A 21,884-nucleotide genomic window follows, 5' to 3' on the forward strand; every position below is an offset into this window, starting at 1 on the left:
GCTGACACGATCGTGGCTCTCGACGAACTGAAGTCCGCGATACCGGACTTCGCCAAGGACCTGAAGCTGAACCTCGGCTCGGTCATCGGCAACAGCGAACTCCCGCAGCAGCAGCTGTGGGGCACCGTCCTGGCCTGCGCGATCGCCTCACGCTCGCCGATCGTGCTCCGCGAGCTGGAGCCGGAGGCCAAGGCCAACCTCTCCGCCGAGGCGTACACCGCGGCGAAGTCGGCCGCGGCCATCATGGCGATGAACAACGTCTTCTACCGGACCCGGCACCTGCTGTCGGACCCGGAGTACGGGACGCTCCGGGCGGGCCTGCGGATGAACGTCATCGGCAAGCCCGGCGTGGAGAAGATCGACTTCGAACTGTGGTCGCTCGCCGTCTCCGCGATCAACGGCTGCGGCCAGTGCCTCGACTCCCACGAGCAGGTGCTGCGCAAGGCCGGCGTGGACCGTGAGACCATTCAGGAAGCCGTAAAGATCGCTTCGGTGATCCAGGCGGTCGGCGTGACCCTCGAATCCGAAGCGGTTCTCGCCGAGTAGCAGCGCAGTACCCTTGTACGAGAAGGGCCCCGAGGACGACCGACCGTCCACGGGGCCCTTCTTACTGTCCGCTCTCAGCCTTCCCGGCTCTCTCCGGACCCTCCCGGCCCTCCTGGACCCGCCGGCCCTTCCTTCCCGCGGTCGGCGGGCAGGTCCGCGGCCTTCGGCGGCGAGCCCGGGGCCCGGACCGGCGCCACCTCGTGCGCCGTGGCGCCGTGCGGGGCGGGCGAGCGGCGCCGGGACTCCTCCTGCCCGTAGGCCCGCAGATAGCCGACCACGGTGTTGGTCACGGCGACCAGCGGTACGGCGACCACCGCGCCGCCGATGCCCGCGATCATCCCGCCCGCGGCGACCGACAGGACGACGGCCAGCGGATGGACGCGCACAGCGCGGCCGAGGATGAACGGCTGGAGGATGTGGCCCTCGATCTGCTGCACGGCGAGCACCACGAGCAGCACCATCAGCGCGGTGAACACGCCCTGGGTCACCAGCGAGACGACCACCGCCAGCGCCCCGGAGACCACGGCGCCGACGAGCGGGATGAAGGCGAAGAGGAAGATGAACACCGCGAGCGGCACCGCCATCGGAACATCGAGGAAGTAGATCCCGAGCCCGATGAAGATGGCGTCGATCAGCGCGACTATCACGGTACCCCGCACATAGGCGGTGAGCGTGCGCCAGGCACGCGGCCCGGCACCCGCGACGCCGGGCCTCGCCTGGGCCGGCACCAGCCTGAGCACCCACTGCCAGATTCGCTTCCCGTCGTACAGCAGGAAGAGCGTCGAGAACATCGCCAGCAGAAGCCCCGTGAGGACCTCCACCATCACGGTGACGCCCTGGAGTCCGGCGGAGGTGATCTCCTCCGTGTTGGTTCCGATCGTGTCGCTGAGATTCTTCGCGATGTCGTTGATCTGCGACTCGGTGACATGGAAGGGGCTGTCGAGCAGCCAGCGCTTCAGTTCGTCGATGCCGTCGCGCACCCGGTCGGAGAGCGTGTCCAGGTTGTCCATCACCTGCCACACCACGAACCAGCCGACCAGACCCATGACGACGAAGCCAAGAACCGCGGTCACCGCCGTGGCCAGGCCGCGCGGCAGGCCGAGCCGCCTCAGCCGTACCACGGTCGGCTGGAGCATCGCGGTGACGAGCAGGGCGGCGACGAAGGCCAGGACCACGAGCTGCACCGCACTGATGATGCGCATGAGCACCCAGAGGGTGCCCGCCAGGACGAGCAGCCGCCAGCCCGCCTCGGCGGCGACCCGCATGCCCCACGGGATCGCCGCGACCGGATCGGGCCTGGCCGCGACGGACGGGGCGTATGTGGGAGGCGGGGGCACGTGGTCCGTCACCGTGTCCTCGGGCCCGGCGTCCGAGCCGGCTTCCGCGTCGGCCTCGGCACGACGCTGGTCCAGGCGCTCACCGATGTCGGTCAGTTCGGCGCCGAGTCGGCCGAGCCACCCTGGCAGTTTCGACATGATCGTTCCCTCTCCCCCATGCTCTCCCCTCACCCCTGCCCCGGAGTCGTCAGGACATGTGACCGTACACGCGTGAAGCCCCCCACCGTAGGACGGTGGAGGGCTTCACAGGGTTGAGAGGTGGTCCCTCCCACGAGGGACCGGGCGTCCCGGACCTAGTACCAGTTGTTGGCCTGCCAGAAGGACCAGGCACCGCACGGACTGCCGTAGCGCCCGTCCATGTAACTGAGGCCCCACTTGATCTGGGTGGCGGGGTTGGTCTGCCAGTCGGAACCGGCGGACACCATCTTGGAGCCCGGAAGCGCCTGCATGAGGCCGTAGGCGCCGGAGGACGGGTTGGTCGCCCGGTAGTTCCACGTCGACTCGTGGTCCACGATGTTGCTGAAGCACTGGAACTGGTCGGCGGGGACCATCTGACGGGCCATCGCCTTCACTTCGGCCACGCTGTACGAACTCTGCGTGGTGAAGGAGGTGGCGTCACGGGCCGCCGAGCGGCTTGCGCGCTCGGAGGCTTCCTTCTTCGCGGCAGCCTCGGCCTTGCGCTCGGCCTCCAGCTTGTCCTCGGCCGCCTGCTTCTTGGACTTGGCGTCCTTGGCTGCCTGGAGACGAGCGGATTCCTCCGCGGACTTCTTCGCCGCGGTGTCGGCAGCGGAAGCCTGGGCGTCGGCCTGCTGTGTCAGCGAGGCGGTCTGCACCTGGGCCTGCTGGCCCGCGGGAATGTCTGCGAGCAGCGTGGTGTCGGCTGCGGCCGCTTCGAAGTTGTTGTCGTCGGCAGCAGGAGTGCTGCCCGAAGCAACGCCTACGACGGCGCCTACGGTGGTGACCGCTGTGGCAGATGCCACGGCGAACCCCCGGACCGAGATCCGGCTCACACGGTGTCCTTCCAGCATCGCCCGCTTAGGTGACCTCGCGGGCGCAATCGTGCCCCCGACACTGGCCTCCCTACTGCTTGGGTCACGGGAGGCACGGGCCCGATGGGCAACTCCCTTGCGGGAGTGCCGCGTGGTGCTCGCGGGCGGCATACGGACGGCAAGTGTTGAGTTGTGTGGTGCGGTACACCTCTGGAGGTGCATGAGTTCCGTATGCGGGGCCTGACGGAAGCAAGACTCTGCCGGACGCGGACACCGTGAAGCAATTCTGTGTTGCGTGTGAAAGCTCACACCCCGTTCGGCCCCAATGTTTTGCGGAAACAGCGGCACAGCACAATGCCGCCCGGCTAAGCTCTTCGGCTCGCCGGGCGGCACCAACTGTCCTATCTCGTGTCAGATCTGGCCTTCCTCCAGCATTTCGGTCACCAGTGCGGCGATCTGCGAGCGCTCGGAACGGGTCAGCGTGACGTGGGCGAAGAGCGGATGACCCTTCAGCTTCTCGACCACGGCGACGACTCCGTCGTGCCGGCCGACCCGGAGGTTGTCACGCTGGGCCACGTCATGCGTGAGCACGACGCGGGAATTCGACCCGATACGGGACAACACGGTCAGCAGGACGTTGCGTTCGAGCGACTGCGCCTCGTCGACGATCACGAACGCGTCGTGGAGCGAGCGGCCCCGGATGTGGGTGAGCGGCAGAACCTCCAGCATGCCGCGCCCCAGCACCTCTTCGATCACCTCGCGCCCGGCGACCGCCGAGAGGGTGTCGAAGACGGCCTGCGCCCAGGGGCTCATCTTCTCGGCCTCGGAGCCGGGGAGATAGCCGAGCTCCTGCCCGCCGACCGCGTACAGCGGCCGGAAGACCATCACCTTCTGGTGCTGCCTGCGCTCCAGTACCGCTTCCAGTCCGGCGCAGAGGGCCAGCGCGGACTTGCCGGTGCCGGCGCGGCCGCCCATCGACACGATGCCGACGTCGGGGTCGAGGAGCAGATCGAGCGCGATGCGCTGCTCGGCGCTGCGTCCGTGGATCCCGAACGCCTCCCTGTCCCCGCGTACCAGCCGCACACTGCCCTCGGGCGTGACCCGGCCGAGCGCCTTGCCACGCTCGGACTGGAGGACGAGGCCGGTGTGGACGGGCAGCTCGGCGGCCTCGGGGACGTACAGCGTCTCCTCGGTGAACAGGAGATCCACCTGCTCGCCGGAGAGCGCCAGCTCGGACATTCCGGTCCAGCCGGAATCGGTGATGGCGAGTTCGGCGCGGTACTCCTCGGCGAGGAGGCCGACCGAGGACGCCTTGATCCGCAACGGGAGGTCCTTGGAGACGACCGTGACGTCGTACCCCTCGGCCTGGAGGCTGCGTGCGACCGCGAGAATCCGTGTGTCGTTGTCCCCCAACCGGTAGCCGGCGGGCAGTACGCCGGGATCGGAGTGGTTGAGTTCGACGCGGAGCGTCCCGCCCAGATCCCCGAGAGGGATCGGGGCATCCAGCCGGCCGTACCGGACCCGGAAGTCGTCCAGCAGGCGCAGTGCCTGCCGGGCGAAGTATCCGAGCTCCGGATGGTGCCGTTTGGCCTCCAGCTCCGTGACCACGACGATCGGCAGCACGACTTCGTGCTCGTCGAAGCGGGACATGGCGTTGGGATCGGCCAGCAGGACGCTGGTGTCGAGAACGTAGGTGCGCCTGTCGGGCATGCGGCGCTTGGTGCTGGTCACCACGGAAGGACGTACCCCCTCGGACGAGGTCGGGGAGTGCGACGGACGTCGCGGAACTTCCCAGAGGAAAGGGAAGAGGACGGACCGGGTTCGGAACCCCCCGCGAGGGCCGAACGCCGGCCCTCCGCGTCGGCCGCACGATGTGTACGGTCCTTCGTGTGCAAAGGGCCTCCCGGGCAAGCGGACTGGGTGCCACTCACTTGGACACGACATCCGCCCGGTTCCTGACCGGATGTCGACCTGTCAGGGGTATTCCCTCGAACACGCCCAGCCATGCCGATGGCTGCGACACGGTGCGGAAGAGTCCTGGTGGACGCGGGGTGACGACGGGGGTACGCGCGGAGTCACCGGCGGCGGCCTTCGCCCTCAATCGCCGGGCAGGCTCGATTTCGCCGGCCCCGGGCGCCGGGGTCTCTGCCCTCAATCGCCGGGCAGGCTTGATATTCCGTTACCGACCCCCGGGCGCCGGGGTCTGCCCTCAAACGCCGGGCAGGCTTGAATTCCCGGCACCGGCCCCCGAAGCACCGCTTGCCCTCAAACGCCGGGCGGGCTTGATGGCCCCGCGGCGCCGTACGCCCTCAAACGCCGGGTGGCTCGAACTCCGCTCACCTCGCACCGGCCGACGACGACGGCGGCCAGGTGCAACAAGCCCGTCCGGCGCTTGAGGACAAACCCCGGCCCGGACACTGCGTCGGGCGACGACACCGCGGGCACCCACCCAGCCCGTCCGGCGCTTGAGGACGAAGCCGGGAGCCCGGGGCGGCGCCCCCGTGCATGCGGCCAGGCGTCAGGTGCCGTAGCGGCGGTGGCGGGCTGCGTAGTCGCGGAGGGCCCGGAGGAAGTCCACCTTGCGGAACGCGGGCCAGAACACCTCGCAGAAGTAGTACTCCGAGTGCGCGCTCTGCCAGAGCATGAAGCCGGACAACCGCTGCTCACCGCTCGTACGGATCACCAGGTCCGGGTCCGGCTGCCCCCGCGTGTACAGGTGCTCGGAGATCAGGTCCGTGGAGACGACCTCCGCCAGCTCCTCGAAGCTCGTACCCTTCGACGCGTGGTCCAGCAGCAGCGACCGCACCGCGTCCGCGATCTCCTGGCGCCCGCCGTAGCCGACGGCCACGTTCACGATTATTCCGTCGACACCGGCCGTAGCCTCTTCCGCCTCCTTGAGGACGGTCTGCGTACGGGCCGGCAGCAGGTCCAGCGTGCCGACATGGTGGACCCGCCAGCGCCCGTCCGCCGCGAGATTGCTCACGGTGTTCTCGATGATGCCGAGCAGCGGGATCAGCTCCGCCTCGGGCCGGTCGAAGTTGTCCGTGGAGAGCAGCCAGAGGGTGACGACCTCGACATCGGTCTCACTGCACCAGCCGAGCAGCTCGGAGATCTTGTCCGCCCCGGCCTGGTGCCCCTGCACCGCCGAGCCGCCGGACGCCTTCGCCCACCGACGGTTGCCGTCGAGGATGACACCGATGTGCTTGGGCACCTGGTCGTGATCCAGGCGGCCTTCCACCCGGCGTGCGTAGAGCCCGTACACCAGGTCGCGCAAGTTCACTGAGTTCACCCTCTCGGTTTCGTACGGGCCACAGGCCCGTCTTCCCCGTTGCCGGGGGTCCGGGGTCGTCCCCGTGGGGGGACGGCCGCATCGTTCGCACGATCCGCAGACAAGGCTCGCGCCGCGCATCGGCATTCCCCGGAGCGGCCACATTACTGCGCACGGGTCACAGCGGCCCAACCCGGTCTGTCACAACTCCGTGATAAGCAGAGAAACGTGACTGATTCCCCTTCCTACCGCGCCGCCGAGTCGCGCTACGACTCCATGGAGTACCGCCGCACCGGCCGCAGCGGTCTCAAGCTTCCCGCCGTCTCCCTCGGCCTCTGGCACAACTTCGGCGACGACCGCACTCTGGACTCCCAGCGCGCGATCCTCCGCCGTGCCTTCGACCTCGGGGTGACCCACTTCGATCTGGCCAACAACTACGGCCCGCCGCCCGGCTCCGCCGAGCTCAACTTCGGCAAGCTCTTCCAGCAGGACTTCGCCCCGTACCGGGACGAGCTGATCATCTCCACCAAGGCCGGATACGACATGCATCCCGGCCCGTACGGCGAGTGGGGCTCCCGCAAGTATCTGCTCTCCTCGCTCGACGCCTCGCTCAAGCGGATGGGCCTCGACTACGTCGACATCTTCTACTCCCACCGCTTCGACCCGGACACCCCCCTCGAGGAGACGATGGGCGCACTGGCCTCCGCCGTCCAGCAGGGCAAGGCGCTGTACGCGGGTGTGTCCTCGTACAACGCGGCGCAGACCGCCGAGGCCGCCCGGCTGCTCGCGGAGATGGGCGTCCCCGCACTCATCCACCAGCCGTCCTACTCGATGATCAACCGCTGGCTGGAGGACGACGGACTGCTCGACACGCTGGAGACGGCGGGCATGGGATGCATCTCCTTCGTGCCGCTCGCCCAGGGCCTGCTCACGGACAAGTACCTGACGGGCATCCCGGCGGGCTCGCGCGCCACGCAGGGCAAGTCCCTCGACCCGGGCCTGCTCTCCGGTGAGGTGCTCCGCCGTCTCAACGGGCTCAACGACATCGCCCGGAACCGTGGCCAGTCCCTGGCCCAGCTCGCACTCACCTGGGTGCTGCGCGACAGCCGTATGACGTCGGCCCTGATCGGTGCCTCAAGCGTGAAGCAGCTCGAGGAGAACGTGGCCGCACTGGCCGGACCGGCGCTGTCCGCCGAGGAGCTGAAGGAGATCGACGCCTTCGCCGTGGACACCGCGGGCACCAACATCTGGGCCGGGCGCGGCTGACCCCGGCTGGGTGACACAGGGTTCGCACAGGGGGCTCACAGCGGCCTCACGACCCCGGGCACAAAAAAACGGGCCGGTCCGTGGGGGGGGTTACGGACCGGCCCGAGGGGGGGTTTCCACCATAACCCTTCGTAAGTGATGCTGCGTGCCACGCCACTCCACAACTACTCTCCGAATTCGCCGGACTGCGCTGCGGAGACGGTTTCGGCCCCGCTGAAGCCCTGCGCGGCACGGGAGAACGCGGCGGACGGCGCCGGGTGCGGCCTTGACGCGGGAGTGTCCCTCGCACAGGTACTCGCCCCCTCACAGGGGCCGGGTTCGGGATCGCACAGAGGACAGATCCTGACCGCATGGGACCCTAGATTCGCCGCATGACGACACGAGCCCGCACCGTGACCGTGACCTGGCCCGAGGCGAACGCCCGCCGGATCGGCCGCCAAGCGCTGTCCGCCACTCCCCCTGCGTCTGCCGCCGCTCTGCCCGCCGCCGCTTCCGGAGGCCGTACACCGGCCGATGTCGTCGGCGCGATGCTCGGGGCTCACGCCCAGGTGCTGTCGGCGGCCGAACTGTCCGTCGCGCTGCGCCTGCCTGGAGCCGTCCGCACCGACGTACGCGAGGCCCTGTGGACCGAACGGACCCTCGTGAAGACGTTCGGTCCGCGCGGCACCGTTCATCTGCTGCCCGCCGCCGAGCTTCCGCTGTGGACGGGGGCGCTGTCCGCCCTGCCGGCCGGTCCTGGTCGGCTCGCCCCGGGCGCGCGGATGACACCCGGTCAGACCGAGGAGGTGCTCGCGGCCGTGGCGGACGCCCTCACCGGCGCCGAGCTGACCATCGACGAGCTGTCCGACGCGGTCATCGCACGCACCGGTCCGTGGGCGGCCGACCCGGTGGTGCCCGGCTTCCAGGGGATGTGGCCGCGCTGGCGTCAGGTGCTGCATCTGGCCGGCCACCGGGGCGTGCTGTGCTACGGCCCGGACCGGGGCCGCAAAGCCACCTACACCAACCCCGGCACCACCCCGCTGCCCGGACCGGAGGCCGTGGCCTCGCTCGTCGGGCGCTATCTGCGCGCGTACGGCCCGGCGACCCCCGCGCATTTCGCGAAGTGGCTGGCCACGGCCAACGGCTGGGCGAACCGGCTGTTCGCCGAGCTGGCCGCGACGGGGGCGATCGAGGAGGTGACGCTCGAGGGGGCACCGGCCTGGGTGGCGGCGGGCGACACCGACTTCTCGGCCGCGCCCGCCCTGGGCGTACGGCTGCTCCCGTACTTCGACGCCTTCACCATCGCCTCGCAGCCGCGCGAGCGGCTCTTCCCGGGCCTCGCGAGCACCCGCGCTCTCGGGCGCGGGCAGGCGGGCAACTACCCCGTGCTGCTGGTGGACGGCACGGTCGCCGGGGTCTGGCACCAGCGCCGCGCGGGCCGCCGGATCGCGGTGACGGTCGAACCGCTCGCACCGCTCACCGCCGTCCAGCTGAAGGACGTGGCCGAGCAGGCGGACCGGGTGGCCGAGATCCTGGAGGGGACGGCCGAGCTCACCGTGGGGACGGTGACCGTGGGACCGCACGCCTAGGGCCGTTCGTGACCGGCACCATCGGCATCATCGGCACCGTCAGGGGCGTACGAAGCGGATCGACATCGTGTCTCCGGCGACGACCACGAAGTCGCCGTCCTCGCACCGGATGACCACCTCGCGCGCCTCCCCCTTCCCGTCGCGCAGCTCCTCCGTGCCGGTGACCGTCCACGCTCCGCCGTACGGCGGGACGGGGAGGCTGGTCAGCGGGGAGAACTGCCACTGGCCCGCCGGTACGCACCAGGCGGGGAGCTCCGGCCAGCTGCCGGGGGTGATCCGCAAGGTCCAGTCGGAAGCGCAGGTCAGGAGCACCGACTCGCCTCCGGAGAGGACGAATTCGATGGCTTCGGGCTCCCCCGTGATCCCTTCGGGGCGGTAGAACACTCCGTGGACGGCGGTGATCCAGGCGCCTTTCAGCCAGTCGGAGTCGCCGCCGCGCGTCCGGCCTGCGGGTTCGCGGATGTCCTCGCCGGACTCGTCCCTTCCCACCGTCATGACCAGCTCCCTCACCGTGCGCTCGCCCCACCGGTTCGTCCTGCCCACCGGTAGGACGGTGGAATGGGCCAAGGCGTTGCACTGCCCGTCACCGTTCAAGTGCCGCTTGGTACAGGCCTGTTGCTCCATCGCCGCCTGATGTCACGCCGGCTTGCGGGCTTCGATCAGAAACCGAGTGGTGTGCGCGAGGAACGGCCCCTCGTTCTCGATCCTTCGGTGCAACGCCTTCAGTTGCGGACGGTACGCCTCGACCGTGAACGCCGGGACCATCCAGATGACCTTGCGGAGAAAATAGACCACGGCACCGATGTCGAAGAATTCGGTCCGCAGCCGCTCCGGCCGCAGATCGACCACCTCGAGACCGGCGGCGACGGCGTCGGTGCGTGCCGACTCCCCGTCGCGTGCGCCGCGCACCTCGGGCGGCTGCGGGCCGAGGAAGAACTCGACGAGTTCGAAGACGCTCGCCGGGCCGACCTGTTGCGAGAAGTACGTGCCTCCGGGGGCGAGGACCCGGGCGATCTCCTCCCACCACGTCGTCACCGGATGCCGGCTGACCACCAGGTCGAAGGCCGCGTCACCGAACGGCAGCGGTGGCCGGTCGTCGTCGGCGACGACGACGGCGCCGAGCGGGTGCAGGCGTGCGGTGGCACGGGCGATGTTCGGGGGCCAGGATTCGGTGGCCACGGTCAGCGGGGGCAGCTTCGGCACGGAGGCGAGGACCTCACCTCCGCCGGTCTGGATGTCGAGGGCGCAGCGGGCGCGGGCCATCCGGTCCGCCATGGCGCGGGCGTAGCCCCAGGAAGGGCGCTCCTCGGTGGCCCGGCCGTCGAGCCAGGAGAAGTCCCAGCCGTCGACGGACACGGATTCGGCTTCGGCGACGAGTGCGTCGAAGCGTTCGTCGGACGGCCCGGTGTCTGGGATCGGTGAATCGGACATGGGGTGATCGTTTCAGTTGGACCGCTGGGGACGCGACCGCATTGTGTCGCGTGGGCGCCGTGTGTCATGCCGCCAGGGCGCCGAACAGTACGCCGAGGAGCGCCCCGGCGATCATGAACGGCCCGAACGGGATACCCGTCTTGCGTCCGGCCCTGCGCAGGAGCATCAGGCCCAGCCCGTACACCGCGCCGAGCAGGAAGCCGGCGAACCCTCCGGCGAAGAGCACCGCCCAGCCGTACCAGCAGAGCGCCACTCCGAGGGAGAGCGCGAGCTTCACGTCGCCGAAGCCCATGCCGTTCGGGTTGATGAGGAAGAGCAGGAAGTAGAAGCCGCCCAGCGTGAGGCCGCCGAGCAGGGCGGAGGTCCAGGAGCCGGTGTGCTCGGGGACGAGGGACACCGCGCCGAGGAGCAGTACGGCGGCCCCGGCCAGCGGCAGTGTCAGCCGGTCGGGCAGACGGTGGACGCGGCGGTCGATGACGGCGAGGAGTACGGCCACGGGCGTGAGCAGCAGCCAGACGACGAGCTCGGGCCGGGCCCCGGTGGCCGCCGCCAGGGCCGTACAGGCGAGTGCGGTGACCACAGGGGCGAGGACTGCCGGGGCGTACCGGGACCGGGCGGGTCCGGGTACGGGTACGGGTCCGGGCACTGGTGCCGGCTCCGGAGCCCCGGCGTCGCCGCCCTCGGGGACCGTGGCCCCGGAAGGGGCGGGGACGGCCACGGCGCAGCTCGCGCACCGCGTCGCTCCGAACCAGCCGCCGGCCGGTCCGGTGAGCGGGTGCCCGGCGGGGCAGGCGTCCCGCCAGTCCTCGTCCGGCTCGACGGAGAACCGGTAGGCGGCACGCGGGACCAGCAGCCCGGTGGCGACGCCCCAGAGAGCGGCGACTGCGATGAGTGTGGCGTCCACACAGGCGACCCTAATCCTGGGGTGCGGTACGGGTCTTGGGCCCGGGGACCCATTGCGCGGGGTTCCGGACCCAGGGGCGGGTGGCGGGGGCTACCGTCGGTGCCCATGGGGAAATGGCGCAACGGCAGCGGAACACTCACGGTCGGCACGGTCGGCCTGGCCGGCCCGGGGAACGCGGATGGCACGGACACGGGAACCCTGGAGGTGCCGCTGCGGATCGCGGCCTCCTACCGGGCGCGGACCCGCGGCCTGCTCGGCCGGGACGGCGTCGACGGGGCCCTGCTGATCACGCCGTGCGCGAGTGTGCACACCTTCCGGATGCGGTTCGCCGTCGACGTCGCGTATCTGGACCGGCACTTCAACGTCCTCGCGGTCCACACCATGAAGCCCGGCCGTCTGGGACTCCCCCGGCTGCGCGCCCGTCATGTCGTGGAGTCCGAGGCCGGGGCGATGGCGGAGTGGGGGATTCGGCCGGGCACGCGCGTACGGATCGTGGTGCGGGGGGCCGCTCGGTAGCGGGACTCAGGGCGGGCCCGGACCGAGCAGCGTCCACGCCCCGTACGCGGCCGAGACGAGGGCGAGCGCACCGACGACTCTGGCGGTGCGGGCCGTCGTCCGCAGCCGGACCAGCGCCACGGCGGCCGGCAGCAGCAGCGGGAACGCGGGCATCATCAGGCGCGGCCTGGACCCGAAGTAGCCGGAGCCGATCAGTGAGACGACGACGATCGCGATGCCGTAGACCAGCACGGGGAGCGGCTGCCGCTGCCGTACACACAGGTGCACCAGCCATCCCAGCAGCCCCAGTGCCGCGCACAGCCCGAGCGCGGCGGGCAGCGGCAGCCCCAGGACGAACGCGGCCAGTGCCCGGCCGCCGTCGATGCTGTTGCCCCACTGCGCCTGGACCTCGAAGTAGGCGAAGGGGCTGTCCCGGCGTACGGCGACGAACACCACGTACGCCAGCCAGCCCAGCGGTGCGATGGCGACCCCGAGCAGCATCCGGGCGTGAGCGCGCAGCAAGCTTTCCCGGCCGCCCGCCCGGTACTCCTTCACGAGGGTGACCGCAGCGGTGACCGTCAGCGCGGCGACGAGCGCGGCGGCCGAGGGGCGCGTCAGTCCCGCCAGGACGCACAGGGTGCCGGCGACGATCCAGCGACCGGTGAGCACCGCGTACAGGGCCCAGGCCGCCAGGGCGGTGAACAGGGTCTCGGTGTACGCCATCGACTGCACGAAGGCCGTCGGGTAGACCCCCCACAGCGCGGCCAGCACCACGCCCGCGCGGCGGCCGTACAGCCGGTCTCCCACGGCGAAGATCCCCCAGGCGGCGAGCAGCCCGGCGACCCAGGCGACGAGCAGTCCCGCGCCGCCGACGGTGAGCGGGGACAGGTCGGCGATACCGCGTTCCAGTGCGGGGAGGAGGGGGAAGAAGGCCAGGTCGGAGTGGACGCTGCCGTCGGGGAGCGTGACGGAGTAGCCGTATCCGTTCTCGGCGATCCGCTGGTACCAGACGGAGTCCCAGCGCCCGCTGAGCAGGTGGAGGGCGTCCTTGCCCGCGAGGGAGGCCCAGGACCAGAAGACGAGGAGCCCGATGACCCGGACTGCCGCGTAGACCCCGAGTGCGGGTGCGGCGGCCGTGAACGCCAGGGCGGCACGGTCCCGGGGCGCGCGGCGGCGGGGCGGTGGCGCCGGGGCGGATGTCCGGGTGGCGGTCTGGTTGTCGGGCACGTGGCCGATTATGACCAATGGGTCCGCCTTGGTCCCCATCGCGGTGCACATGCTCCCGCGTCCTCGGTGCACAGCGATCACCTGTCGCGGTGATCCCCTGTCCTCGGTGAACCCCTGCCTCGGTGAACCCCTGTCGCAGCGCACGGTAGGACGTCCGGCCCGGCGCCATGGGGAAGCGCCGGGGCGGGCTCTGTTCTCCTACGGCCCCGACGTTAACGGTGACGGGCCCCACCGTCTTGGGCCCCTGGACCCAACGAACGGACCCGGCCCTCGGCCACAGCACTCCGTACACGGTGTGTCCGCGAGCCTCCGGCTCAGTTCCACGAACCGGACCGGCTCCCACGGCTGGAAGTCGGCCTGGGCCTCCCCTGGCCCGGCGGCGCTCCGTGCTACGGGGCGCATGCGTCACAACGGGCAACGGGCGTACGACCAGGTCCCGTGCGCCTCGGACGAGGACGAGGACGCGAACAAGAGCGAGAACGAGAGCGCATGACGGGAGGCGGCGGCCACCGGCCGTGGACAGCCCTGCCCTTCCCCGGGGGCGCCCCTGCCCTTCCCGGGGGGCACCCAGGAAAGCCCGCCGCCCTGTCCTTATGATGCAGCGGATGGATGCTTGTCTCCCCTGTCAGGATGCGCGAGGCCTCCCCCGCGTCCGGAGGGAGTCGGCGGCCGTGCGGGAGTCCCTCGCATCGGCCGACCGAAAACACGAGGCAGATCTGTGAACGTACGCAAGCGGTGGACAAGCACGCCCATAGGAGCCGGTCTCGCGGTGGCTCTGCTGAGCAGCTGCGGACTCCAGTCCGGAGGAAACACCGCAGGGTCCGACGCCTCCATCGTCGTGGGCATGGCAGACGACGTCCTGACCCGCGATCCGGTCTCGGACGAGGTTCTGCCCCCGGATCCGGCCTCGGGCTACGACCCGGGATCGTGGCTGCTGTTCAACAACGTCTTCCAGTCCCTGATCAGCTTCCCCCGGGGGAGCTCGACGCCGAAGCCGGAAGCGGCGAAGTCCTGCGCGTTCGAGAACGGCAACAGGACCTACCGGTGCACGCTCCGCGACGGCCTGACGTTCAGTAACGGCAGCAGCCTCACGTCCAAGGACGTCAAGTTCTCCTTCGACCGGGCGATCAGGATCAACGATCCCGCAGGCCCCGCTCCGCTGCTCTCCACGATCGCGGAGGTCACCGCTCCGGACGCGCGGACGGTCGTCTTCCGGCTCAAGGTCCCGGACGCCACATTCCCCAGCAAGATCGCCTCGGGCGCCGGCTCCATCGTGGACCACCGCACCTACCCTGCGGACAGCCTGCGCAGGGACGGCCAGGCCATCGGGTCGGGGCCGTACGAACTGAAGTCCTTCGACAAGTCGAGGGCCGTCTTCTCGATCAACTCCGACTACCGGGGTACGGCGCGGGTGAAGAACTCGGGCGTCACCCTCGCCTTCTTCCAGGGCGACCAGAAGAAGTTGGCGTCGGCGCTGCGCAACGGCGACGTCGATGTCGCCTACCGCGGTCTGGCCGCGCAGGACATCGCCCAGCTGGAGGAGTCCTCCGCCGCGGCGGACAAGGGCATCGAGGTCGTCGAAGGATCGAGTGCCGAGGTCCAGCACCTGGTCTTCAACATGAAGGACCCGGTGGTCGGAAAGCTCCCCGTGCGCAGGGCCATCGCGTACCTGGTGGACCGTGACGCCCTCGTCAGCGAGGTCTACCACTCCACGGCCTCCCCGCTGTACTCGATCATCCCGGCCGGCATCACGGCCCACAACACCGCGTTCTTCGACATGTACGGCGGGACCCCGCAGCCGGAGAAGGCCGAGCAGGCGCTGCGTGCCGCGAACATCACCGGCAAGGTGAAGCTCACCCTGTGGTCCACGCCGAGTCGCTACGGCCCCTCCACCGACAACGCGTTCCGTGCTATCGCCGAGCAGCTCAACGCGAGCGGGCTCTTCGACGCGAAGGTCACGTCGCTGCCTTTCGACGAGTACGAGGACCAGGTCGCGGCCGGTGAGCTCGGCGTCTACGTGAAGGGCTGGGTCCCGGACTACCCCGACCCGGACAACTTCACCCAGCCGTTCTTCGGAAAGGACAACGTCCTGCAGAACGGCTACGTGAACGACGACATCACCGGCCGGATCCTCCCCGCCACCGCCGCCCTGGCCGAACGCGCCGCCACCGAGCGAGTCTTCGACGAGCTCCAGCAGGACGTGGCCGAGGACCTGCCGATCCTGCCTCTGTGGCAGGGGAAGCAGTACGCGGCGGCGTACGAGAACGTCTCCGGCCTCCAGTGGACCCTGGACGCCTCGACGGTCTTCCGCTTCTGGGAGATCAGCAAGTTCTAGTGCTGCTCCGCGTTAGTTCGTGGAGGGGTGTTGTCAGGCTGCTTCCTTGAGTGGGGTGCCGTCGTAGGTCCAGCGGAAGGGCTTCGCGGTTTTGTTTCGGTTGATGATGTAGCTGTCCAGTTTGTCGATGAGGTCATCGCGGCCGGCGAAGTCGCCGTGCCGCAGGACGCTGCGGGTCAGGGCGGAGAAGACCAGCTCGACCTGGTTGAGCCACGAGGCGTGGGGCGGGGTGAAGTGCGCTGTCCAGCGTGGATGGGCCTTGAACCATGCCTTGGTGTGCTTGGCGGTGTGCGAAGAACCGTTGTCCAGCACCACGTGGATGTCCGTGCTGTCGGGGATGAGCGCGTTGATCCGGTCGAGGAATTCGGTGAAGGTCGCCGCGTTGTTGCGGGCGATCACCTCGGTGAGGACCTCGCCGGTGCGCACGTCGAGTGCGGCAACCAGGGAGGCGGTGCCGTGGCGGACGTACTCGAACTCCTGGCGGGCTGCCTGGCCTGGGGTGGTGGGGCGGCCGGGATGTTTGCGGGAGCGGGCGGCGATCGCGGTCTTCTCGTCGATCGACAGCAGCACCGCGTCCTGGGGCGGGTTGCGGTAGAGGTCGCAGATGTGCTCGGCGCGTTGCCAGAAGTCGGGGGTGTCGCGGCGGGTGAGCCAGCTGCGGACCTTGTGCGGCTTGAGGTCCAGGTCCGCCAGTATCCGCCCGATGTGGGAGGGCGAGACGGCTGCGAAGACGGTGCTGGCGACCCGCTCGGCGATTGCCCGATGGGTCCAGGTGGCCGCCGGGTGCGGTGGTTCGCTGGTCGCGGCGGCCACGATCGCCACACGTACCCGGTCGTCGTACACCTTGGGCCGGCCCGGGCGCCCGGTGTCCTTCAGGCCGTCCGGCCCGCGCTCGGCGAAGCGGCCGCGCCACTTGCGCACCGTGTTGATGGCGACGTTTAGCTCGCGTGCTATCTCCGCGTTGGTCTGGCCGCCGGCGGCCGCGAGCACGATCCTGGCCCGCAGAACGTCGCGGACCTGGGCTTTCGCTGATGCCGTCAACTGCTCCAGGGCCTTGTGCGTGGTCTCGTCCAAGGTGACGGCCACCGCCGCGACCGCTCCGCCCGGATGCCTGCGTACGTTCATGATCGATGATCATGGCGGCTAGCCTGCGGACCGGGCAGGATGGGGTCCGTGCCGAAGAACCCACCCGACTCGATGCAGCACCACCTGCGCGTTCGTCTGAACGCCCGAGCCAAGGACCGCTGGCCGCAACTGGCCCGCGTCGAGGTCCGCTTCCGCACCGGATTCGCTTACGTGAGCGGCGAGTTGGAGGACGGCGAGCAGATCCCCCTGTGTCGCCTGCGCTTCACCGGAGTCCTGCACACCTGGGGCTTCGCCCTCTACCTGGCCAGCCGCAACACCTACCAGGACAACATCCTGCCCACCGGCCTGCCCTTCGGCAGCCCCGAGGACTGCCTGGACTGCGCCTGCTACCTCTACCTCGGCGACCAGCCAGCCTGATCAACACCCCTCCACGAACTAACGCGGAGTAGCACTAGCTGCGAGGCGATCGCCTTGTCCGCGACCCCGGCGACGACCAGGGACAGCAGATACCGCTCGTCGTCGGCGACGTTCGCACCGGGCCGCGGACTGCCGCCGAAGTCGGCCAGCTCACCGGAGTCCGTGACGTGCAGCGGCGACGCCGCCGCCCACTGGCTCTCGAACAGCGCGATCAGCGCGTCGAGCAGACTGCTGCCCCGCACCACCGCGGCTGTCGGCTCACCCAGCGCATCCCCCGAACCGCCCTGCATCAGCGGACAGATGGCCATCGAACCGTCCGCGATCACCAACCGCACCGGCAGCGTCCCGGTAGCCCGCGCCTGCTCACCCGCACAGATGCTCCGGGCAACGTTATCGACCATGCCGGGCTCCTCCAGCAGCGCGCGCTCGTAGATCGCCTCGTACCGCACCCCACGGGCGAGCAGCTCCCACTCCTCGTCGTTGTCCTCCGCCGGCATGGCCACATGGCCGGCCTTGCACAACCACCGCATCTCATGCGCCCCGTACGCCATATGACGCAGCCGCTGCCGGATCACACTCGCCCCCGTGATCACCTCGACGAGCTGCCCCGCGTCATGCCGCCGCCCCCCGGCCCGGTACTCCTCGGTGAGCTGCTCCACCCCCCGCCGCGCCGACTCCAGCGCCTCATGCCCACGCAGCAGCAGCGGCCGCAGCGCCGCATCGGGCGCCACCGGCACATAGCGGACCGCGCCCCCCGTCGGCGAAGCGGCCAGCCGCCCCACCAGACCCTTGTCATGGAGGGAGGCCAACACCCGGTGGGCCTGCGTCACTTCGAGCCCCAGCTGCTCCGCGATCACTGCGGCATCAGCCTCACGCACCCCTACGAGGAAGCGGTACACCCGCTCCTCCCCCGCCCCGATTCCCGCGGCTTCCAGCATGTGTCCGCCTCTCACGACGCCCCCCACCCACCCCAACCGATGTACCACCCACCGGACACAGCGTGATCCAACCACACCCGCACACCGGGACGATGGCCGCACTATCACGCACGACGCCCATCCGACTCCGAGACGCACAAAGTGGCGGCGAGCGGACATGTCGCTTCTTCGTCAGGCGCGGCCGTAACGCCGGACACCGAAGGCGGATACGCCCGGCTGACGCGCTCGCCGATGCAGCCGACGGCGTACTTCGCCTTCGACCGTGTGGTCCTGCCGCGCTCCCGGACCGAGTACGTCTCCTCGGACGTGCCCACCTGGGAAGCGGTGAAGGCAGGCCCCGTGTGGACGGCGGACGGCTCCTGGAAGATGACGAACACCTCGACGCTCAAGGCCGGACAGCGCGTGCACCGCGACTGGAACAAGGCCGTGGTCCGCACCGCCCTGCCGGACGCACAGCCCAACTCGGCCGTCCGGCTGGGCGACGTCGGTGTCATCTCGTCGGCCGGTCTGCTCGACACCGCGGCGGACCAGTACTTCTCCGCCGAATCCGGCACCGACAAGGCGCTGTCCACTGTCTACCGGGACGGCACGCTCCTCGGCAGCGCCCGTTCGGCACCCGTCGCCTTCCCGATGGCGGCACAGCGCGCCGAGTACCGCGTGGTCACCGACGTGCAGCGGTACGCCCCCGGCTGGACGACCTCCACCAAGGTGCGCACCGACTGGTCCTTCCACTCCGAGCGGAAGGAGGGAATGCCCCTGCTCCCCGTCCTGTCGGTCGACTACCGGCTCGACGTCGACCGGGCCAACAGCGCCCGGCCGCACTCCACCACCCGCATCGGACTGGGCGTGCGCTACCCCAAGGGCCTGAACGGCCTGAAGCTCGCCGGGGCGAAGCTGTGGACCTCGTACGACGACGGCGCCACCTGGCGGCAGGTCCGCCTCGACGGCGACCTCGACGGCACGATCGGCAACCCCGCGAAGGCGGGCTTCGTGTCGCTGCGCGTCCAGGCCACCGACGCGGACGGCAACACCGTCGAGCAGACCGTGACCCGCGCCTACCAGGTCCGCCGCTGACCACTACCGCCGACCACCACCTCCGACCCGTGCCGGGGCGCCTGCACCGCAGGCTCCCCGGCGCTCGCGTCCACCGGTTCCGCCCACGCCACGTGCGCGTACCCCGTCTCGGTTCAGGTGATCTGCTGCGTGGCCGGTTCACGGATTTCGGGTGGCAGCGCCTCGTCCGCGGCCAGCCGGGCCAGGGCCTCACGGCTCTGCGGGATCTCGGCCGTGTGGCCCAGTGCCCACACGGCCTGCTCGGCGGCCATGCCGCGCTGGGCGTACCGTTCGGCCAGCTCCATGTCGCCGCACAGACTCCGCAGACGGACTCCGCCGCCCGAACAGGGGGCTCCCGCGCGCGCTCTTGACCGCGCACCGTCAGAGCCCTACTCTCCCAGCACACCGTAAGGAAACTTTCCTAACAGTTACTCAGGGGCGCACACCCCCCAAAGGATGTGCGCCCCTCAGGGATGCGCCCCTCCCACCAGCAGCACATCAGCCCGCCTCACACAGCGAGGAGATCTCTGATGTCCCCCACCCACTCCGACAGCCACCCCTGCAGAACCTCCCGCCGCGGTCTTCTCGGCGCGGCGGTCGGCGGTCTGGCCGCAGCCGCGCTGCCCGCCTCGCTCCGGTTGCCGGCCGCGACCGCGGCGGCCCAACCGCTCGCCGGTTCCTGGACGTTGCGCTGGGCACCCTCTCCGGCAGCCGTGGGTCTCGGCGCGTTCGAGACCCTTGAGGACGACCGGGCCGACTCCCACTCGGCGGGCCGGCCGCACATCTACCCCGTGAGCGACACCTTCCGGTTCAACATGCACACGGCCGACCGGGACACCTCCACGGACCGTCAGCGCCAGGAAGTGACCGGCATGCGCACGTCCAGCAGTTCGTATCTGAACTGGCTGCCGGGCGAGACGTGGCGCACGACGTACCAGATGTACATTCCCGGCTCACTGAAGGCGACCACGTCCTTCACGCACATCATGCAGACCAAGCAGCCCGGCACCGGCACCTCACCCATCACCGTGATGTCGCTGCGCCGGGTGAACGGGGTGCAGACCATCGAACTGAAGCTGTTCGAGTCGAACGTCCTCGTCGGCCGCACCGACCTCGCCCCGCTGCACGACTCCTGGGTCGACGTCGACTTCCAGATGAAGATCGGCGACGGCACCGCCGGCAGCGTGCGCTGGATCCTCCGCAAGGACGGCGTCACACTCCTCGACGCGAGCAGGACGGGTGTCGACACGTTCCTCCTGGAGCGGGTGCGGCCCAAGTGGGGTATCTACCGCTCGCTCGGCGACACGTCCGGTTCGCTGCAGGACTGCTACCTGCTGCTGCGGAACATGCGCGGCTACCAACTGGTCGACGGCCCCGCCGCAGCCGACTACCAGGCCGAGGACGCCTTCGTCTCGCGGGGCCTCGTCGAGTCCGACCACTCCGGCTACTCCGGAACCGGCTTACCGAACGTCGACAAGATCACTGTCAGTTGACTCCCCACCTGCCCCTCACCTGACCCCCCACCGCGAGGACACCATGCGCAGACACCTGTCAGCTCTTCTCGCCGGCACGTTGGTCGCCGGTCTCGGATTCGGCCTCATCCCGGCTTCCGGCACGAGCTGAGGACCACGCCCGACCCGAACGACACCACCTCACCGGCCGCGGAGCCGGAGGCCGATCACGCCTCCGGCCCCGTGGCGTCGGTGCGGGTGGTGTGGGTGGTGTGTGTGCGGGCGGTGTGGGCGGCATCGGCGGTGTCGGTGCGGGCGGTGACGTCGAATCCTCCGGCCGCCCCCGTCACCGCGGCGAAGAGCCTGAACGGCTCCTCCCGGTGCGCCTGTGCGAGGCCGACCGCGACACTGCGCGCGTCGGCCTCCCAGACGTACAGGTCGTCGAACCCGAGCTCCCAGAGCGCCTCGAAGAGCGGTGGCAGGGCCCGCCCCTCCTGGTCCCGCCGCACATACGTCGGAGCTGGCGACACGGTGGCGTACGGCCCCCAGCGTTTCCGCAGAGCGAGCACCACACCCCACAGTTCGGTCTCGAACTCCTCGCGCGTCGCGTCCCGTACCGACCCGTCGTCGCCCTCGTCGCCCTCGTCGTCCTCGTGGGGGCCGTGGAAGTCCCGGCTGACCCGCAGGACGACCACGGCGAAGTCCTCGCCCGAGGCCGAGTGACGAGGGTCCGCGCAGCCCGGCCACGGAGGGGTGTACGGGCCCGCCCGCAGCGCCTCGACCGCCGCGACGTTCCCGTCCACGGCGGCCTTGAACTCCAGGGGATCCGTCACCACGTGGGCCGGTCGAACGGGACGGCCAACGGCTCCAGCGCCCCCGCCGAGCGCAGTTCCCTGTTGACCTCGATGACCGTCTCGTCCGACGGGGACTCGGTACCGCCCCGTGTGAGGTCGATGATCAGACCACCGTCCGCGGTGCGGGTGTACGTCCCCGGCAGTCCGTCGGGCGCGATTCCCGCACGGCGGGCGGAGAGGTGGACGGCCCGGCCGCAGCGGGGAGCGGAGTTCGCCAGGTCGAAGTGGGCCGACACGGCTCGGTACTGGGACCTGTTGTAGACCTGCCCGAAATCGATGTCCCACGCCTGCGCGACGACCCGCAGAATCTCCGGGGCACGCCGGATCACCTCCGCGGTCTCGTCCACCACGCCCGAACGGAAGGACAGTACGGCCGAGTTGGTGACGTACGGCGAGGAGCCACCCGCGTGGACGGCCGAGCTCACCTTCGCGCGGTCGCGATTGTGCGCCCACAGAGACGTCCCGTAACCCACCACATCCAGGTCAGGCCCGGTGCTCTGCCGCTCGATGTACTCGGTCAGCGCCGGAACCGCAGGGATCAGCAGAGGATCGGAGGGGGTCCCGTCCCCTGCCTCGTGCCAGTCATGGAAAGATCCGGCGTCGATCCGCTCCAGCTCTGCGAGCGTGGTGCACCACCGCTCGGCGATCGACTGCGGGCTCTCTTCCCGAGTGCCCCAGAAACCATTGACGACGACATCCAGCACGACACTCTCCCCGGG

The 21,884-nt window shown here is 70.1% G+C and carries 21 protein-coding genes and 1 pseudogene; 9 read left to right on the forward strand and 13 right to left on the reverse strand.

All coding sequences use genetic code 11. The annotated features are described in order from the left end of the window. Positions 1 to 12 precede the first annotated feature (12 nt). Entirely contained in the window at positions 13 to 546 is a 534-nt protein-coding gene (locus F0344_RS11885) for an alkyl hydroperoxide reductase (protein WP_185298753.1), read from the forward strand. Positions 547 to 620: 74 nt separating this feature from the next. On the opposite strand, the gene F0344_RS11890 is transcribed toward F0344_RS11885, so the two are convergent. The 4 genes from F0344_RS11890 to F0344_RS11905 all read right to left on the reverse strand — a co-directional run bounded on the left by F0344_RS11890 (position 621) and on the right by F0344_RS11905 (position 6,152). Further along, the gene (locus F0344_RS11890) at positions 621 to 2,021 is read right to left on the reverse strand and encodes an AI-2E family transporter (protein WP_185298754.1); all 1,401 of its coding nucleotides are present in this window, start codon (positions 2,019 to 2,021) and stop codon (positions 621 to 623) included. Positions 2,022 to 2,176: 155 nt separating this feature from the next. Next, positions 2,177 to 2,893 carry a transglycosylase SLT domain-containing protein gene (locus tag F0344_RS11895; protein ID WP_185298755.1) on the reverse strand — a complete coding sequence of 239 codons (717 nt, stop codon included), beginning with the start codon at positions 2,891 to 2,893 and terminating at the stop codon, positions 2,177 to 2,179. Positions 2,894 to 3,283: 390 nt separating this feature from the next. Beyond that, positions 3,284 to 4,606, reverse strand: a complete 1,323-nt coding sequence (locus F0344_RS11900; RefSeq protein ID WP_185298756.1) for a PhoH family protein — start codon at positions 4,604 to 4,606, stop codon at positions 3,284 to 3,286. Positions 4,607 to 5,390: 784 nt separating this feature from the next. After that, the gene (locus tag F0344_RS11905) at positions 5,391 to 6,152 is read right to left on the reverse strand and encodes an isoprenyl transferase (protein WP_185298757.1); all 762 of its coding nucleotides are present in this window, start codon (positions 6,150 to 6,152) and stop codon (positions 5,391 to 5,393) included. 216 nt (positions 6,153 to 6,368) lie between these two features. Between F0344_RS11905 and mgrA the strand changes: the two genes are divergently transcribed. Both mgrA and F0344_RS11915 read left to right on the forward strand, forming a co-directional pair. Beyond that, complete coding sequence (mgrA, locus tag F0344_RS11910; RefSeq protein ID WP_185298758.1) at positions 6,369 to 7,406, forward strand: L-glyceraldehyde 3-phosphate reductase; 1,038 nt, start codon at positions 6,369 to 6,371, stop codon at positions 7,404 to 7,406. Positions 7,407 to 7,777: 371 nt separating this feature from the next. Then, positions 7,778 to 8,974, forward strand: coding sequence for a winged helix DNA-binding domain-containing protein (locus F0344_RS11915; RefSeq protein WP_185298759.1), 1,197 nt, complete (start codon positions 7,778 to 7,780; stop codon positions 8,972 to 8,974). A 39-nt stretch (positions 8,975 to 9,013) separates the two neighbouring features. On the opposite strand, the gene F0344_RS11920 is transcribed toward F0344_RS11915, so the two are convergent. From F0344_RS11920 to F0344_RS11930, 3 genes are all read right to left on the reverse strand, one after another. Further along, positions 9,014 to 9,469 carry a hypothetical protein gene (locus tag F0344_RS11920; RefSeq protein WP_185302638.1) on the reverse strand — a complete coding sequence of 152 codons (456 nt, stop codon included), beginning with the start codon at positions 9,467 to 9,469 and terminating at the stop codon, positions 9,014 to 9,016. 141 nt (positions 9,470 to 9,610) lie between these two features. Continuing rightward, the gene (locus tag F0344_RS11925) at positions 9,611 to 10,405 is read right to left on the reverse strand and encodes a class I SAM-dependent methyltransferase (protein WP_185298760.1); all 795 of its coding nucleotides are present in this window, start codon (positions 10,403 to 10,405) and stop codon (positions 9,611 to 9,613) included. Between the two features lie 64 nt (positions 10,406 to 10,469). After that, positions 10,470 to 11,309 (reverse strand): prepilin peptidase, encoded by an 840-nt coding sequence (locus F0344_RS11930; protein WP_185298761.1) that lies wholly within the window; start codon positions 11,307 to 11,309, stop codon positions 10,470 to 10,472. A 105-nt stretch (positions 11,310 to 11,414) separates the two neighbouring features. On the opposite strand from F0344_RS11930, the gene F0344_RS11935 reads away from it, so the two are divergent. After that, positions 11,415 to 11,825 carry a DUF192 domain-containing protein gene (locus tag F0344_RS11935; protein WP_185298762.1) on the forward strand — a complete coding sequence of 137 codons (411 nt, stop codon included), beginning with the start codon at positions 11,415 to 11,417 and terminating at the stop codon, positions 11,823 to 11,825. Positions 11,826 to 11,831: 6 nt separating this feature from the next. Here the strand turns inward: F0344_RS11935 and F0344_RS11940 are convergent, their stop codons facing one another. Beyond that, positions 11,832 to 13,070 (reverse strand): glycosyltransferase family 39 protein, encoded by a 1,239-nt coding sequence (locus tag F0344_RS11940; RefSeq protein WP_185302639.1) that lies wholly within the window; start codon positions 13,068 to 13,070, stop codon positions 11,832 to 11,834. Positions 13,071 to 13,326: 256 nt separating this feature from the next. Here F0344_RS11940 and F0344_RS11945 point away from each other — a divergent pair, with 256 nt between their 5' ends. Together F0344_RS11945 and F0344_RS11950 are read left to right on the forward strand one after the other, a co-directional pair. Continuing rightward, positions 13,327 to 13,524: a hypothetical protein gene (locus tag F0344_RS11945; RefSeq protein ID WP_185298763.1), complete on the forward strand. Its 198-nt coding sequence runs from the start codon at positions 13,327 to 13,329 to the stop codon at positions 13,522 to 13,524. 225 nt (positions 13,525 to 13,749) lie between these two features. Continuing rightward, positions 13,750 to 15,366, forward strand: coding sequence for an ABC transporter substrate-binding protein (locus F0344_RS11950; RefSeq protein ID WP_185298764.1), 1,617 nt, complete (start codon positions 13,750 to 13,752; stop codon positions 15,364 to 15,366). 33 nt (positions 15,367 to 15,399) lie between these two features. On the opposite strand, the gene F0344_RS11955 is transcribed toward F0344_RS11950, so the two are convergent. Further along, positions 15,400 to 16,491 (reverse strand): IS630 family transposase, encoded by a 1,092-nt coding sequence (locus tag F0344_RS11955; protein ID WP_185297067.1) that lies wholly within the window; start codon positions 16,489 to 16,491, stop codon positions 15,400 to 15,402. 48 nt (positions 16,492 to 16,539) lie between these two features. Between F0344_RS11955 and F0344_RS11960 the strand changes: the two genes are divergently transcribed. Further along, on the forward strand, positions 16,540 to 16,869 hold the full coding sequence (locus tag F0344_RS11960; RefSeq protein ID WP_185297068.1) for a hypothetical protein: 330 nt from the start codon (positions 16,540 to 16,542) through the stop codon (positions 16,867 to 16,869). Here F0344_RS11960 and F0344_RS11965 read toward each other — a convergent pair. Further along, positions 16,845 to 17,807 (reverse strand): TrmB family transcriptional regulator, encoded by a 963-nt coding sequence (locus tag F0344_RS11965; protein ID WP_185298765.1) that lies wholly within the window; start codon positions 17,805 to 17,807, stop codon positions 16,845 to 16,847. The two genes, F0344_RS11960 and F0344_RS11965, sit on opposite strands and share 25 nt — an antisense overlap. 231 nt (positions 17,808 to 18,038) lie before the next feature. On the opposite strand from F0344_RS11965, the gene F0344_RS11970 reads away from it, so the two are divergent. Next, positions 18,039 to 18,881, forward strand: coding sequence for a hypothetical protein (locus F0344_RS11970; RefSeq protein ID WP_185298766.1), 843 nt, complete (start codon positions 18,039 to 18,041; stop codon positions 18,879 to 18,881). 113 nt (positions 18,882 to 18,994) lie between these two features. On the opposite strand, the gene F0344_RS11975 is transcribed toward F0344_RS11970, so the two are convergent. Next, positions 18,995 to 19,165 (reverse strand): hypothetical protein, encoded by a 171-nt coding sequence (locus tag F0344_RS11975; protein WP_185298767.1) that lies wholly within the window; start codon positions 19,163 to 19,165, stop codon positions 18,995 to 18,997. A gap of 225 nt (positions 19,166 to 19,390) precedes the next feature. Between F0344_RS11975 and F0344_RS11980 the strand changes: the two are divergent. Then, a pseudogene (locus tag F0344_RS11980) lies at positions 19,391 to 20,227 on the forward strand (hypothetical protein); the annotation flags it as partial. Between the two features lie 311 nt (positions 20,228 to 20,538). Here F0344_RS11980 and F0344_RS11985 read toward each other — a convergent pair. Beyond that, a complete protein-coding gene (locus F0344_RS11985; RefSeq protein WP_185298768.1) occupies positions 20,539 to 21,147 on the reverse strand; it encodes a hypothetical protein in 609 nt (202 codons plus the stop codon). Further along, positions 21,141 to 21,869 (reverse strand): Imm52 family immunity protein, encoded by a 729-nt coding sequence (locus tag F0344_RS11990; protein ID WP_185298769.1) that lies wholly within the window; start codon positions 21,867 to 21,869, stop codon positions 21,141 to 21,143. Before F0344_RS11990 ends, F0344_RS11985 begins: the two co-directional genes overlap by 7 nt. Positions 21,870 to 21,884: the final 15 nt, after the last annotated feature.

It is taken from the genome of Streptomyces finlayi (assembly GCF_014216315.1).
Taxonomy (GTDB): Bacteria; Actinomycetota; Actinomycetes; order Streptomycetales; family Streptomycetaceae; genus Streptomyces; species Streptomyces finlayi_A.